The following is a 13171-nucleotide window of genomic DNA, read 5'->3' on the forward strand; positions in this document are numbered from 1 at the left end:
CATGCAGTTCGGACGCACTTTTGAGGAGTTCGAGGTCGGTGCCGTCTACAAGCACTGGCCCGGAAAGACGGTCACGGAATACGACGACCACCTCTTCTGCCTGCTGACCATGAATCACCACCCGCTCCACATGGACAGCAACTACGCGGAGAGGACGACCGACTTCGGGAAGAACGTCGTCGTCGGCAACTACATCTACTCGCTGCTGCTCGGCATGTCGGTGCCGGACGTCTCCGGAAAGGCCATCGCCAATCTGGAGGTCGAATCGCTCAAGCACATCGCGCCGACCTTCCACGGCGACACCATCTACGGCGAGACCACCGTCCTGGACAAGACCCCGTCGAAGTCCAAGAACGACCGCGGAATCGTGTACGTCGAGACCAGGGGGTTCAAGCAGGACGGCACGGTGGTCTGCGTGTTCCGCCGCAAGGTGATGGTCCCCACCGAGACGTACATCAAGGAGCGGGGCGGCGAGCAGCCCGGCCGCCCGACGCCCGCCAACTAGCCAGCCGTGCAGGGCCGTGAGGCCATCCGCGTGAAGCCACAGGAGAAGCAGCCATGACGCGACTCGCCCAGACAGCCGGTCTGAACGACGTCCAGCGGGAAATCCTTTCCACGGTCCGGGATTTCGTCGACAAGGAGATCATTCCGGTCGCGACCCAGCTGGAGCACCGCGACGAGTACCCCACCGAGATCGTGGAAGGGCTCAAGGAACTCGGCCTGTTCGGGCTGATGATCCCCGAGGAGTACGGGGGCCTGGGCGAGTCGCTGCTCACCTACGCGCTCTGCGTGGAGGAGATCGCGCGCGGCTGGATGAGCGTGTCGGGGATCATCAACACGCACTTCATCGTGGCCTACATGCTCAAGCAGCACGGCACCCAGGAGCAGAAGGACACCTTCCTGCCGCGGATGGCCCTCGGTGAGGTGCGGGGGGCCTTCTCGATGTCGGAGCCGGCGCTCGGCTCCGATGTCTCGGCGATCACGTCGAAGGGCGTCAGGGATGGCGACGAGTACGTTCTCAACGGCCAGAAGATGTGGCTGACGAACGGCGGCACGTCGACGCTGGTGGCCGTTCTCTGCCGAAGTGACGAAGGCCACCCCGAGGGCACCGCGCCCCACAAGTCGATGACGACCTTCCTCGTGGAGAAGGAGGCCGGCTTCGGAGAGGTCCGGCCCGGCCTGACCATCCCCGGAAAGATCGACAAGATGGGGTACAAGGGCGTCGACACGACCGAGCTCATCATGGACAACCTGCGCATTCCGGCCAATCGGGTCCTGGGGGGCACCACCGGCCGAGGGTTTTACCAAATGATGGACGGTGTCGAGGTCGGGCGGGTCAATGTGGCCGCCCGTGGCTGCGGTGTCGCTCAGCGTGCGTTCGAGCTGGGCGTTTCGTACGCCCAGCAGCGCCACACCTTCGGCAAACCGATCGCACAGCACCAGGCGATCCAGTTCAAATTGGCCGAAATGGCCACCAAGGTCGAGGCCGCTCATGCGATGATGGTGAACGCGGCACGCAAAAAGGACTCCGGGGAACGTAACGACCTGGAGGCAGGGATGGCGAAGTACCTCGCCTCCGAGTACTGCAAGGAAGTCGTCGAGGACGCCTTCCGTATCCACGGCGGCTACGGCTTCTCCAAGGAGTACGAGATCGAGCGCCTCTACCGCGAGGCCCCGATGCTGCTGATCGGTGAAGGTACCGCCGAGATCCAGAAAATGATCATTGGCCGGCGACTCCTGGAGGAGTACCGATTCCAGGGCTGATTGTCCGTTCTGGGGTGATTTGGTGGCGAAGAACATCACACCGGGTCACCCTCGACGGGCGGCGTTCGACAGTCCGACTCGGCTGCTGGCTTGCCCAGTTGCGCCCGGCAACCGATAGCATCTTCGGAAAGCCGCCGTCCCCCGTTGCCAGCGCGGCATCATCCGCTACGAAGGTCATTCATGCCCGACAGCCCTACCTCCGCAAACCGCGGCGGGGTCCGCATCGCCCGCGGAGCATCGCCGTGGCTCCTCCCGACCGTCGCCACCGCGGCCCTCAGCCTGGTCCGCGCCCGCAAGTCCGGGCGCTGGGCGGCTGCGGCCGTGCCCACCACCGCGCTCGCTGCGGGCATGCTGTGGTTCTTCCGTGACCCCGAGCGCGAGATCGCCGAGGGCCGGGTCATCTCCCCGGCCGACGGTGTGGTGCAGAGCATCATGCCGTGGAAGGACGGGCGGACCCGGGTCGCCATCTTCATGAGCCCGCTCAACGTCCACGTCAACCGCGCGCCGCTGGCGGGCACCGTGACGTCGGTCGAGCACGTGCCGGGCGGGTTCGTTCCGGCGTTCAACAAGGAGAGCGAGAACAACGAGCGCGTTGTCTGGCACTTCGACACCGAACTGGGCGACATCGAGATGGTGCAGATCGCGGGAGCGGTCGCCCGTCGCATCGTGCCGTACATCCCGCAGGGGACGAAGGTGGAGCAGGGCGAGCGCATCGGCCTGATCCGCTTCGGCTCCCGGGTCGACATCTACCTTCCGGAAGGTATCGATGTCGCGGTCGAGGTCGGCCAGGCCACCACCGCGGGGGTGACTCGAATTGACCGTAGTTGATCCGGATACCAAGGTCGGCTGGGTGCCCGAGGCCGAGCAGGAGAGCGACGCCGACGGCGCGGAGGACATGCCGCTCTCGCTGCGGCTGTCGATAGCGGACACGCTCACTCTCGGTAACGCCACGTGCGGTTTCATGGCGGTGTACTTCACCACCACGGGGATCCTCATCCCGCACCTCACGGGCAGCGAGGAGACGGGCATGGCCCGTCACTCGGCGGCCACCGCCGTGATCCTCATGCTGATGGCGGCGATCTTCGACCTCTTCGACGGGCTCGTGGCGCGCAAGCTGCGCTCCTCGCCGATGGGGGCCGAGCTGGACAACCTGTCCGACCTCATCAGCTTCGGGCTCGCCCCGGCGTACTTCGTCCTCGTGTACGGGATGGTCGCGGACGACGCCCACCAGCGGGTGTCGGCGCTGGCGGCGATCGTGGTGCTCCTGGCCGTGGTGCTCCGGCTGGCCAGATTCTCCTGTGTGACCTTGAAGGACGGCATGTTCCAGGGCATGCCGAGCCCCTTCGGAGCGCTGACGGTCGTCTCGATCGTGCTCCTGGAGCTGCCGTTCATCCCGACGCTGCTGGCGATCGTCGGGGTGGCGTGGCTGATGGTGAGCCGGGTCGAGTACCCCAAGCCGCGGGGCATCCTCGCGGTGGCGATGCTCAGCTGGATCGTGAGCGCGATGGGGCTGCTCGCCGCATGGGCGTTCGACGCCCCGGGCGGTCAGCTGCTGCTCCAGACCGGCTGTGCGCTCCAGGTGGTGCTGGGCGCGGTGATCCCGCTCTTCGCCACGGCGCGACGGGTCAACACGTTCCGTGACAACCGCCGCGAGGCGCGGGCGGCACAGCTCCCGTAGCGGGCACGTACACGGAGTACACGGAACAGGGCGAGGGCCCGGATGCTCCCCGGCATCCGGGCCCTCGCGCGTTTCCCGGCGGTGTCGGCCGCTCACACGGCCCGGCGGGTGACCGCCAGGATCGCCATGTCGTCCTGGTGGCCGTCCCCGGTCCACCGCCCGACGTCCGCCACCAGATCGGCCACCAGGGGCCCTGGAGCGGCGTACGGGGCCCCGCGCAGCCGGGACGAGCGGCAGGGGTCGTAGAAGGTCCCCCGGGCGTTCCTGGCCTCGGTGACGCCGTCGGTGACCAGGAGCAGCGATGCGCCCGGAGGCAGGGCGACGGTGTCGGCCTCCCCCTGGTCCTGGCCGGCCGGGCCGAGCCCCATGCCGAGGGGCAGCCGGGGCACGCGGGCGTCGAGCCGGACCACTTCTCCCCCGTGGACCAGGTACGGGGCCGGGTGGCCCCGGTTGAGCAGGCGTACGGCCGCCCCGTCGGCGGAGACCTCCGCCAGCAGGGCCGTGGTGAAGTCCTCGTCGGACGTCGGCCCGCCCGCCCGGGCCGCCTCCCGGGCCAGCGCCTCGTCGAGCCGCCGGGCCAGCTCGGGCAGGGTGGGGGCGTACTCGGCCTCCTGGCGGAAGGCGCCGATGGCGACGGCGACCGCGGCGATGGCCTGGAGCCCCTTGCCCCGGACGTCCCCGATCAGCAGCCGGGGCCCGAAGGGGGTGTCCTGGACGGCGTAGAGGTCCCCGCCGATCCTGGCCTCGGTCTGGGCCGCCGTGTAGCTCGCGGCCACCGCCAGCGGGCCGGCGGCGGTGGGCGGGTCCGGCAGCACGGCCAGCTGGACGGCCTCCGCGACGCCCCGGGCCCGGGCCAGCTCCTCCACCTGGCGGGCCAGGAGCCGGTTCACCACGAGGGCCAGCGCGCCGATCAGCCCCACCACCGCCAGGTCGACGTAGGTGGCGTCGGCGGGCCGCCCGTGGTGCAGGTCGAGCGCCAGGGTCAACGCGCAGGCGGTGCCCGCGACGACGGCCGCGGCCCGGAACGAGAGCATCGCCCCGGCCACCAGACCGGCCGCGGCCAGCAGTGGGAGGCCCATGTAGGGGCGGGGGGCGAGGAGGTTCAGCAGGAGGCCGCCGACCAGCGCCAGCACGGCCAGCGCCCAGGGGACCCGTCGCGAGGGGAGCGGGAATCCGTCGGCCATGAGGCCCCCTGTCGCCGAACCGTCGGGCTTACCGGAATCCACCATTCCACCTGGCCGCCCGCGCCGCAGGCTCCGGGCGGCGGCCCCACCCGCCGGGGCCGGGTTTCCGCCACCGGGACCCCGCGGTCGGCGCCGCCTACCACGGCCTGCTCCCCCGCACCAGAGGCGAAGCCCTCCCGGTGGCTGAGAAGTTCCGGCAGCGGACTGAGTACGGGGATCCCGTCAACCCGGCGCGCCGGGCTTCTAGAATCACCTCGCATCCGACACCCCGACGACTCGGGCGGGGACGCGGAGCTGGCGGACGACGGGGGTCCGATGATGACGCAGCACAGGTTCGGAGCGGGGCGTGCGGTGGCGGTCGCGGCGGCGGGCGTCCTGCTCGCGGGCTGCGGAAGCGCGGGGTCGAAGGCCGGGGAGGACCCGGAGCCGAAGCCGTCCGCCTCGGCGCGGCAGGCCGGGGAGTCCACGGAGCCCTCCGGATCGCCGGACCCCAAGAAGCCGGCGGAGTCCAAGGAGCCGGGGGAGTCCAAGGAGCCGGGGGCGCTGCCCAGCGCGTACGACTTCACGCCCAGCCCGGACCGGGTCCCGAAGACGGCGGCCGAGGCCCGCAGGCTGACGCGTAACGCCATCCTCGGGGAGGCCGACTGGACGGCGGGCATGGTGCGGGGGACGCCGTACGAGACCGCCGGGACCTGGACCGTGCTGGCCGATTCCTGTGTCTGGAGCCGGAGCGCCCTGCCCGACGGGGTGCTGGACTCCTTCACGCGGCGGCTCGACGTCCCGGCCCAGGACGGCAAAGGGCGGGTCCGGGGCTCGGTGACCGTGACGGTGCACAAGAGCGTCGAGGGCGCCGACCGGGAGATCAAGGACACCGTCCAGGAGAGCTTCCGCTGCCCGTCCCAGGAGCTGGGCGGCGGACAGCGGCTGAGCGGGCTGATGTCGCTCCAGTTCGACCAGAAGGACGTGCGCAACGCGGACGCCTCGCTCTTCGAGGCCGGGAAGTTCACCGGACCCGGGTCGGACGGCACGCAGGACTACGTCTGGTCCAAGTCCCGGATCGGTTCGGTCACCACGGCCGTCTCGGTCAAGGGCGCCAAGGGGTACGAGACCACCGACCTGCTGCGGATCGCCGCCGAGGGCGGGGCCAAGGTGCTCTACCGGGTCGAGCTGGAACTCAAATAGGCCCAGGGCGACTCCGGGCGTACGACACGATCACGACGCAGGGACGTAACCGCTGATGGAACCGCTCCGCTCCACCGATCCGGCGCGGATCGCCGGGTACCGCATCCTCGGCCGGCTCGGCGCCGGGGGCATGGGCGTGGTCCTGCTGGGCCGGTCGCCCGGTGGCGCGCTGGTGGCCATCAAGCTGATCCGGGCCGAGTACGCGGACGACGCCGGGTTCCGCACCCGGTTCCGGCGCGAGGTGGCGATCGCCCGGCAGGTGCGCAACCGGTGGGCGGTGCCGGTGGTCGACGCCGACACCGAGGCGCCCGCACCGTGGCTGGCCACCGAGTTCGTGCCGGGGCCGCCGCTGAGCGAGGCGGTGGGGAGCGGGGGGCCGCTGCCCGAGCGCAGTGTGCGGGCGCTCGGCTCGATGCTGGCGGAGGCGCTGGAGGCCGTCCACGGGGCGGGACTCGTCCACCGGGACGTCAAGCCCGGCAACGTACTGCTGGGGCTCGACGGCCCCCGGCTGATCGACTTCGGGATCGCCCGCGCCCTGGACGACACGGTCCTGACGGCGACGGACGCGATCGTCGGCTCCCCCGGCTTCCTCTCCCCGGAGCAGGCGCAGGGGCGGCGGATCGGCCCGCCGAGCGACGTCTTCTCGCTGGGCTGTGTGCTGGTGTACGCGGCGACCGGCGGGCGGCCGTTCGGCAGCGGCCCGGTGGAGGCGATGCTCTTCCGTACGGTGCACGACCCGGCGGAGCTGGGCGCGCTGCCGCCGGGGCTGCGGCCGGTGGTGGAGGCGTCGCTGTCGAAGGACCCGGCGGGACGGCCGACGGCCGGGGACGTCCGGCGGGCCTTCGCGGAGGACGCGTCGGGGGGCAGCTGGCTGCCGGGGCCGGTGACCCATCTGATCGCGGAGCGCTCGGCCCGGATGCTGGCGCTGCCCGACATCGAGGCGACCAGTCTGGACGCGGGCTCCACGGGTGGGACGGGCTTCCCCCCACACCCCGGGGCCACGCCACAGCCCGGCTTCCCGGCCCAGCCCGGTGCCACGCCGGCGATCGGGGCCGGGGGCCGGGACACCACCGCCGTGCCGCGCTCCCCCGGCCGCCGGAAGTTCCTCGCGTACGTCACCGGCGGCGCGGTCCTCGCGGCGGCGGGTGGCACCACCGCCTGGCTGGCCACGGCGTTCGGCGGCGAGAAGGACCCGGGCGGGGACGGCAAGGAGCGCGGCGAGACGACCGCCGCCCGGCCCGAGCTGCGCATCGGGCTCCAGGCAGACCTCACCGGCCCGTCCGCCGCGACCGGCAAGGGCCAGGAGCGGGCGGCCCTCCTGGCGGTCGAGGAGCACAACGCCCGCGAGGACGCGCCGTTCACGCTGCGCCTGGTGGTGGCCGACGACGGCGGTGACGAGGAGAAGGCGAAGGCAGCGGTGCGGCGGTTCGCGGAGGACCCGCTGGTGATCGCGGCCATCGGGGCGACCGGTGCGGACGCGGCGCGCGAGGCGCTGGTCGCCTACGACGAGGTGGCGCTGCCGCTGCTGAGCGTGGTCGACGGGGACACCCGGAACCTGAACCGGATCTTCCTCTCCGCCCGGCCGCGCAACGACATGCAGATGCTGCCGGTGGCTCAGTACCTGGGGGCGAAGGGGCTCCACACCGTGGCGCTGGTGGACGACGGGACCGAGTACGGCCGCCAGACCACCCGGTTCCTGGACGCGGGGCTTCGAGGCAACGGCCGTACGGTCTTCGCGGAGACCGTACGGGAGGGCACCGCCGATCTGGACGCGGAGGCGGGGCGGATCGTCGCGAAGAAGCCGGGCGCGGTGGTGTACGGGGGCGGGTGGCGGGATGCGGCCCGGTTCGCGCGGGCGCTGACGAAGGCCGGGTTCCGGGGGGCGAGGCTCGGCACCCAGGCCGTGCACGATCCCCGGTTCCTGGCGGAGGCGGGCGAGGACGCGGCGGGGTGGCTGGTGGTGTCGACGGCCGCCGACCCCGCCTCCGTACCCTCGGTGGAGGCTTTCGCGGCGGCCTACCGCAAGCGGTTCGACGGTGCGCCGCCGCTGCTGGCCGCCGAGGCGTACGACGCGGTCGGGCTGATCGCCGCCTGCGCGGAGGGGACGGGCCGGACGTCGGTGACCCGGCAGGACATGCTGCCCGTGCTGCGCACGACCCGGTACAAGGGCGTGTCCAAGAGCTATGCGTTCGAGCCCGCCAACGGGATGTACGCGGGGACCGGGGTGTTCATCTACCGCGTGGAGCGGGGGAAGTTCCGGTACGTCGGGATGGACGGCCGGGAGGTCTGAGGCCGGGCACGGGCCACGGGGGCCGGCCCGCCTTCGTCGGCGGGACCGGCCCCCGTGTCCACGTCGCTTCAGCGTGCCCGCGTCACTTCAGCGTGTACGACTTCGCCGCCGGGGAGACCGACGCCGGGCTGATGACCTTCAGCCCGCCGGGCGCCGTGGCGTCGGGCTTCATGATGACGCTCTCCCGGGTGGAGGGCGCCTCGGGGTCGGAGAAGTCGTGGGTGACCCCGAACTCGGTTCCGTACCCCTTGATCGTGAGGAGCGCCTTGCCGATGCCCTCGCGGGTGAGGTCCTTCTCGTCGCAGGCCTTGTCGAGCGCCTCGCCGAAGACGGAGGCGGCCGTCCACCCCGCGACGACGCCGTTGTCGAGGACGTCGTTCGGGTACTTCGAGGCGTACTGCTTCGCCAGCAGGGACGGTCCGTCGCCGGGGTCACCGATGGGGAGGGTGGAGGAGGCGATGTAGTAGTCCTTCAGCAGGGCCGGGCCCGCCTGGGTCTTCAACAGCTGCGGCGCGTAGGCGGAGTTGTTGCCGACGACAGGGACATCGAAGCCGGTGGCCGCGGCGACACCGACGAGCGAGGCCGCCTGGCGCGGACCGGCACTGACGACGACGGCCTTCACCCCGGCCTGCTTGAGCGCGGCGACCTGGGCCGTCATGTCGTTGTCGGTCGGCTTGATCTTCTGCTCGACGACGGTCAACCCCGCTTCCTCCGCGGCGTACTTGGAGCCGGCGAGCGCGTTCTCGCCGTAGTCGCCCTCGAAGTAGACGTGCCCGATCCGGTCGCCCTGGGCGATCCGCTTCTCCTTGAGCAGATGGTCGATCAGGTTGATGGTCTCGACGTCGTACGTGGCGCCGATGACGCGGATGTACGGGGAGCCCACCAGGCTGGCAGACCAGGCCTGCGGCAGCACGAGTCCCTTGTCCTTGCCGTCGATCCGCTGCTCGACGGCGGCGACGAACGGGGAGCCGATGAACTGGGCGAAGCCGAGGACCTTCGGCTCCAGCTCGGTGTAGCCCGAGATCGCCTTCTGCGGGTCGTAGCCGTGGTCCCGTACGGTCAGCTCGATCTTCCGGTCGCAGATGCCGCCCTTGGCGTTGATCTGCTCCGCCCAGAGCTGCTGGGCCTGGGTGACGCTCTTGCCGAGCGAGGCGTACACCCCGGTCATGTCGGTGAGAACACCGAGCGAGATCGTCGACGAGGTGACCCCGGGGCCGGTCTTGATCCCGGCCTCGTCCTGTCCGTCGCCCTTCCCTCCGGTCGCCTTGCCGCTGCACCCGACGAGGGTGACGGTGAGGGCCGCGACCACGGCCGTGAGCGCTCTGAGTTTCATTTCTTCTCCCCTGATTTCTTCGGACGCGTGGTGCGGCGCAGGCGCCCGGTGCCGAGGCGCGGGCGGGCGAGGCCGAGGCGGGCGAGGCCGCCGGGCAGGAACAGGACCACCGCGACCACCGCGGCGCCGTACAGATAGCGGGACGCCTCACCGGGTGCCAGACCGCCCGTGCCGGGGGCGGAGACCAGCGGGAGGGAGTCGCTGTAGTGGGTGAGCACCTGCGGGAGCAGCGAGACGAAGGCGGCGCCGATCACGGCTCCCGAGACGCTGCCGAGCCCGCCGATGACGATCATGGCGAGGTATTCGAGGGACAGGATCATGCCGAAGTACTCGGGCACGGTCCGCTGGAAGACCAGGGCGAGCAGGACGCCCGCGAGACCGGCGTACATGGAGGAGAGGACGAAGACCCCGGCCCGGTAGCGGGCCACCGGCACGCCCATGACCCCTGCCGCGATCCGGTGGTCGCGGATGGCGTTCATCGCCCGGCCGGGCCTGCCCCGCAGCACGCCCCGGGCGAACAGGGCGCTGAGCAGCAGAGCGACGAGCCCCAGGTACCAGAGCTTCTCCGACGAGCCGAACGGGACGGTGGCGACGAGGAGTTCGGTGTCGTCGAAGGTGAACCCGAAGAGGGAGAGCGGCGGTACGGCCCGCCCGTTGTAGCCCCCGGTCAGGGAGCCCGCGTTGAACAGGACGTGCTGCCCGATGAAGATCAGCGCGAGGGTGGCGATACCGAGGTAGGCCCCGCGCAGCCGCCCGGCGATCGGGCTGAACACCCCTCCGGCGAGGCCCGCGAGGAGAACGGCGAGGACGGCGGCCAGCCAGGTGGGCAGCCCGAGTCCGGTCAGGGCGTGGCCGTTCTCGGTGGAGGACTCCCCCGCCAGGACGCAGTAGCCGTACGCGCCGACGGCGAGGAAGAAGGCATGGCCCATGGAGAGCTGGCCGGTGGCTCCGGTGAGCATGTTGAGCCCGATGGCACCGATCGCCGCCGCCATCGCGAACAGCCCGGCCTGGAGCCAGAAGCGGTCCAGGTAGAAGGGGAGGACGAGGAGCAGGAGGGAGCCGAGGAGGACGGCGTACGTACGCGGTCGGCGCAGCCGTTCGGTGAAGCCCGGCGCGCCAACAGGCGCGGGAGCGGCAGGAGTTGCTGGTCCGGAGGCGGTGACGGCGGTGTCAGACACGGGCCAGCTCCTTCGTGCCGAAGAGTCCGGCCGGCCGGATCAGCAGGACCGCGACCATCACCAGATAGGGCGCCAGATCCCCGATGCCCCGGCCGAGGAAGGAGAGATCGCTCTGGTAGCCGGTGGCGAGCGCCTCGGTGACGCCGACGATGAGCCCGCCGGCCAGCGCCCCGGTCGTGGAGTCGAGACCGCCGAGGATCGCGGCCGGGAACGCCTTGAGCGCGGCGAGCGAGGTGGCCCGTTCCAGTCCGGGGGTCGGGAAGACGGTGAGGAAGAGCGCGGCGACGGCGGCCAGCGCCCCGGCGACGGCCCAGGCGGCGAGGGAGACCCGGCCCAGCTTGATGCCCATGAGCGCGGCGGTCTGCGGGTTCTCGGCGGCGGCCCGCATGGACACGCCCCAGGAGGTGTAGCGGAAGGCCAGCAGGAACACGGTGATGAGGAGCCCGGCCGCCAGGAACGCGGCGATCCGGGTCTGGGCGAGGGTGATCCCGCCGATGTGGACCACCTCGTTCCCCCACGGGTCACCGAGCGCGAGGACGTCCGTGCCCATGCGGCGGGTGAGTTCGGTGATGAGGAGGATGTCGACGCCGATGGTGACGATGGCCAGGACGCTGTGGTCGCTGCCCCGGTAGCGGCGCATCACGAAGAACTCGATGGCCGCCCCGACGGTCGCGGCCCCGGCGATCCCGACGAGCAGCGCGGGCCAGAACCCGATGTCGTCGTGGAGGACGGCGGTGACATAGCCGCCCGCCAGCAGCAGGGAGGCGTGGGCGAAGTTGACGACCTCGGTGGCCTTGAAGATGACGACGAAGCCGAGGGCGATCAGCGCGTAGACCGAACCGATCGACAGGCCGCCGAGGAGAAGTTCGATGAACGTGGTCATTCGGGTGCTCCCAAGTAGGCCTGGACGACGGCCGGATCGTTCTGGACCTCGGCGGGCGAGCCGCCCGCGATCCTGCGTCCGAAGTCGAGTACGGTCACCGCGTCCGCGAGCTTCATCACCACCCCCATGTCGTGCTCGACCATCACGATGGAGATGCCGAGGCTGTCGCGTACGTCGGCCACGACGGCGGCGGTACGGCGGCGCTCGTCGGCGGTCATGCCCGCGATCGGCTCGTCCAGGAGCAGGACCTTCGGCTCCATGCAGAGGGCACGGCCCAGCTCGACGAGCTTCTGCTGCCCGTACGGGAGCGAGCCCGCCGGACGTTCCAACGACCCTTCCAGGCCGATGAATCGGGCGATCTCCCGGACCCGTTCCAGGTGGCGCCGCTCCTCGCGGGCGGCGGAGGGAAGCCGCAGTCCGGTGGCGAGGAAGCCGGAGCGGGTGAGCCGGTGGCGGCCCAGGAGCAGGCTCTCGGCGACGGTGGCGTGGGGCGGGAGCGCCAGGTTCTGGAAGGTGCGGGCGACTCCGAGGGCGGCGATGGCGTGCGGCGCGAGCCCGGTCAGCTCGGTGGCACCGAGGTGGACGGTGCCGGCGGCGGCCCGGTAGACGCCGGAGAGGACGTTGAAGCAGGTGGACTTGCCCGCGCCGTTGGGGCCGATGACGGCGTGGACGCTGCCGGGCTCGACGGTGAAGGAGACGCCGTCGAGGGCGGTGAGCCCGGCGAAGCGGACGGTCACGTCGGTGACGGTCAGCGGGGCCGGGGCACTGTCCACGGGGGCGGGTGCGGCGGCCGGTGCGTTCTTCACGCGGACCACCTGCTCAGGGTGCGCCGGTGGTGGGAGGCCGCCTCGGCGTCGGCCGCGGCCTCCTCGTCGACCACGCCGAGATAGCGTCGGCGCACCTCGTCGGAGGCGGCCAGTTCGGCGGCGGGCCCGTGCAGGGCGACCTCCCCGACATCGAGGACGTACGCCGTCGAGGCCAGGCGCAGCGCGATGGCCGCGTTCTGCTCGACGAGCATGACGGAGGTGCCGCCCGCGTTGATCTCCTGCACGGTCTCCGCGATCCGGGCCGCCATCAGCGGGGCCAGGCCGAGCGAGGGCTCGTCCAGCAGGAGCAGCCGGGGCCCGGCCATCAGGGCGCGCCCCATCGCCAGCATCTGCTGCTCGCCGCCGGAGAGGAGCCCGGCCCGCTGGTGGGCGCGGTCGGCCAGCACCGGGAAGAGTTCGTGCACCCGGGCCAGGGCGGCCCGCGTCTCCGTGCGCCCGCCGCGCGCCCCGAGTGCGCCCGCGCGCAGGTTGTCGGCCACCGTCATCCGGGCGAAGACCTGCCGGCCCTCCGGGACCTGGACCACTCCGGCGGCCACCACCTGGGCGGGCCGCAGCCCCTCCAGGGGACGGCCGTCGAACCGGATGCTGCCGGTGCCGGTACCCCGGTGGAAGCCGAGGGTCCGCGACACGGCCCGCAGCAGCGTGGTCTTGCCCGCGCCGTTGCCGCCCAGTACGGCGGTGATCGCGCCGTCCGGCACATCGACGGAGATGTCGCGCAGGGCCCGGACCGGTCCGTATCCCACGGACAGTCCGCGGATCTCCAGCGTTGCCATGCGTCCTCCTCCTTCCGCCTTCTCGTGTCGTGGTCATCTGTGGGGATGTGGCTTGGTGTGGTGCCACAGACCAGCACCG

At 71.6% G+C, this 13171-nt stretch carries 12 protein-coding genes; 6 read left to right on the forward strand and 6 right to left on the reverse strand.

Annotation, left to right across the window (positions count from 1 at the left end; translation table 11 throughout):
- Position 1: 1 nt before the first annotated feature.
- From DJ476_RS03950 to pssA, 4 genes are all read left to right on the forward strand, one after another.
- Complete coding sequence (locus DJ476_RS03950) at positions 2-505, forward strand: MaoC family dehydratase (protein WP_103419247.1); 504 nt, start codon at positions 2-4, stop codon at positions 503-505.
- A gap of 53 nt (positions 506-558) precedes the next feature.
- Positions 559-1764 carry an acyl-CoA dehydrogenase family protein gene (locus DJ476_RS03955; protein WP_112489847.1) on the forward strand — a complete coding sequence of 402 codons (1206 nt, stop codon included), beginning with the start codon at positions 559-561 and terminating at the stop codon, positions 1762-1764.
- A gap of 180 nt (positions 1765-1944) precedes the next feature.
- Positions 1945-2592 (forward strand): phosphatidylserine decarboxylase, encoded by a 648-nt coding sequence (locus DJ476_RS03960; RefSeq protein WP_103419245.1) that lies wholly within the window; start codon positions 1945-1947, stop codon positions 2590-2592.
- Between the two features lie 22 nt (positions 2593-2614).
- Entirely contained in the window at positions 2615-3442 is an 828-nt protein-coding gene (gene pssA, locus DJ476_RS03965; RefSeq protein ID WP_181006578.1) for a CDP-diacylglycerol--serine O-phosphatidyltransferase, read from the forward strand.
- Positions 3443-3534: 92 nt separating this feature from the next.
- On the opposite strand, the gene DJ476_RS03970 is transcribed toward pssA, so the two are convergent.
- Positions 3535-4626 (reverse strand): PP2C family protein-serine/threonine phosphatase, encoded by a 1092-nt coding sequence (locus DJ476_RS03970; protein ID WP_112492430.1) that lies wholly within the window; start codon positions 4624-4626, stop codon positions 3535-3537.
- A 315-nt stretch (positions 4627-4941) separates the two neighbouring features.
- Between DJ476_RS03970 and DJ476_RS03975 the strand changes: the two genes are divergently transcribed.
- Both DJ476_RS03975 and DJ476_RS03980 read left to right on the forward strand, forming a co-directional pair.
- A complete protein-coding gene (locus DJ476_RS03975) occupies positions 4942-5808 on the forward strand; it encodes a hypothetical protein (protein WP_103419243.1) in 867 nt (288 codons plus the stop codon).
- 55 nt (positions 5809-5863) lie between these two features.
- Positions 5864-8098, forward strand: coding sequence for a bifunctional serine/threonine-protein kinase/ABC transporter substrate-binding protein (locus DJ476_RS03980; RefSeq protein ID WP_112489848.1), 2235 nt, complete (start codon positions 5864-5866; stop codon positions 8096-8098).
- A gap of 82 nt (positions 8099-8180) precedes the next feature.
- On the opposite strand, the gene DJ476_RS03985 is transcribed toward DJ476_RS03980, so the two are convergent.
- From DJ476_RS03985 to DJ476_RS04005, 5 genes are read right to left on the reverse strand one after another with little or no spacing between them, the layout of a single operon-like run.
- On the reverse strand, positions 8181-9431 hold the full coding sequence (locus DJ476_RS03985; RefSeq protein ID WP_112489849.1) for an ABC transporter substrate-binding protein: 1251 nt from the start codon (positions 9429-9431) through the stop codon (positions 8181-8183).
- Complete coding sequence (locus DJ476_RS03990; RefSeq protein WP_112489850.1) at positions 9428-10609, reverse strand: branched-chain amino acid ABC transporter permease; 1182 nt, start codon at positions 10607-10609, stop codon at positions 9428-9430. Before DJ476_RS03990 ends, DJ476_RS03985 begins: the two co-directional genes overlap by 4 nt.
- The gene (locus DJ476_RS03995; protein ID WP_019765573.1) at positions 10602-11492 is read right to left on the reverse strand and encodes a branched-chain amino acid ABC transporter permease; all 891 of its coding nucleotides are present in this window, start codon (positions 11490-11492) and stop codon (positions 10602-10604) included. Before DJ476_RS03995 ends, DJ476_RS03990 begins: the two co-directional genes overlap by 8 nt.
- Complete coding sequence (locus DJ476_RS04000; protein WP_381244145.1) at positions 11489-12307, reverse strand: ABC transporter ATP-binding protein; 819 nt, start codon at positions 12305-12307, stop codon at positions 11489-11491. Before DJ476_RS04000 ends, DJ476_RS03995 begins: the two co-directional genes overlap by 4 nt.
- Positions 12295-13092 carry an ABC transporter ATP-binding protein gene (locus tag DJ476_RS04005; protein WP_019765575.1) on the reverse strand — a complete coding sequence of 266 codons (798 nt, stop codon included), beginning with the start codon at positions 13090-13092 and terminating at the stop codon, positions 12295-12297. The genes DJ476_RS04000 and DJ476_RS04005 overlap by 13 nt, the downstream gene beginning before the upstream one ends.
- Between the last annotated feature and the right edge of the window lie 79 nt (positions 13093-13171).

The sequence above is a fragment of the Streptomyces bacillaris genome (assembly GCF_003268675.1).
Lineage (GTDB): Bacteria > Actinomycetota > Actinomycetes > Streptomycetales > Streptomycetaceae > Streptomyces > Streptomyces bacillaris.

Coding starts and splice junctions, on each gene's coding strand:
- DJ476_RS03950 (WP_103419247.1), top strand. CDS start 2: ATGCAGTTCGGACGCACTTTTGAGGAGTTCGAGGTCGGTGCCGTCTAC.
- DJ476_RS03955 (WP_112489847.1), top strand. CDS start 559: ATGACGCGACTCGCCCAGACAGCCGGTCTGAACGACGTCCAGCGGGAA.
- DJ476_RS03960 (WP_103419245.1), top strand. CDS start 1,945: ATGCCCGACAGCCCTACCTCCGCAAACCGCGGCGGGGTCCGCATCGCC.
- DJ476_RS03970 (WP_112492430.1), bottom strand. CDS start 4,626: ATGGCCGACGGATTCCCGCTCCCCTCGCGACGGGTCCCCTGGGCGCTG.
- DJ476_RS03975 (WP_103419243.1), top strand. CDS start 4,942: ATGATGACGCAGCACAGGTTCGGAGCGGGGCGTGCGGTGGCGGTCGCG.
- DJ476_RS03980 (WP_112489848.1), top strand. CDS start 5,864: ATGGAACCGCTCCGCTCCACCGATCCGGCGCGGATCGCCGGGTACCGC.
- DJ476_RS03985 (WP_112489849.1), bottom strand. CDS start 9,431: ATGAAACTCAGAGCGCTCACGGCCGTGGTCGCGGCCCTCACCGTCACC.
- DJ476_RS03995 (WP_019765573.1), bottom strand. CDS start 11,492: ATGACCACGTTCATCGAACTTCTCCTCGGCGGCCTGTCGATCGGTTCG.
- DJ476_RS04005 (WP_019765575.1), bottom strand. CDS start 13,092: ATGGCAACGCTGGAGATCCGCGGACTGTCCGTGGGATACGGACCGGTC.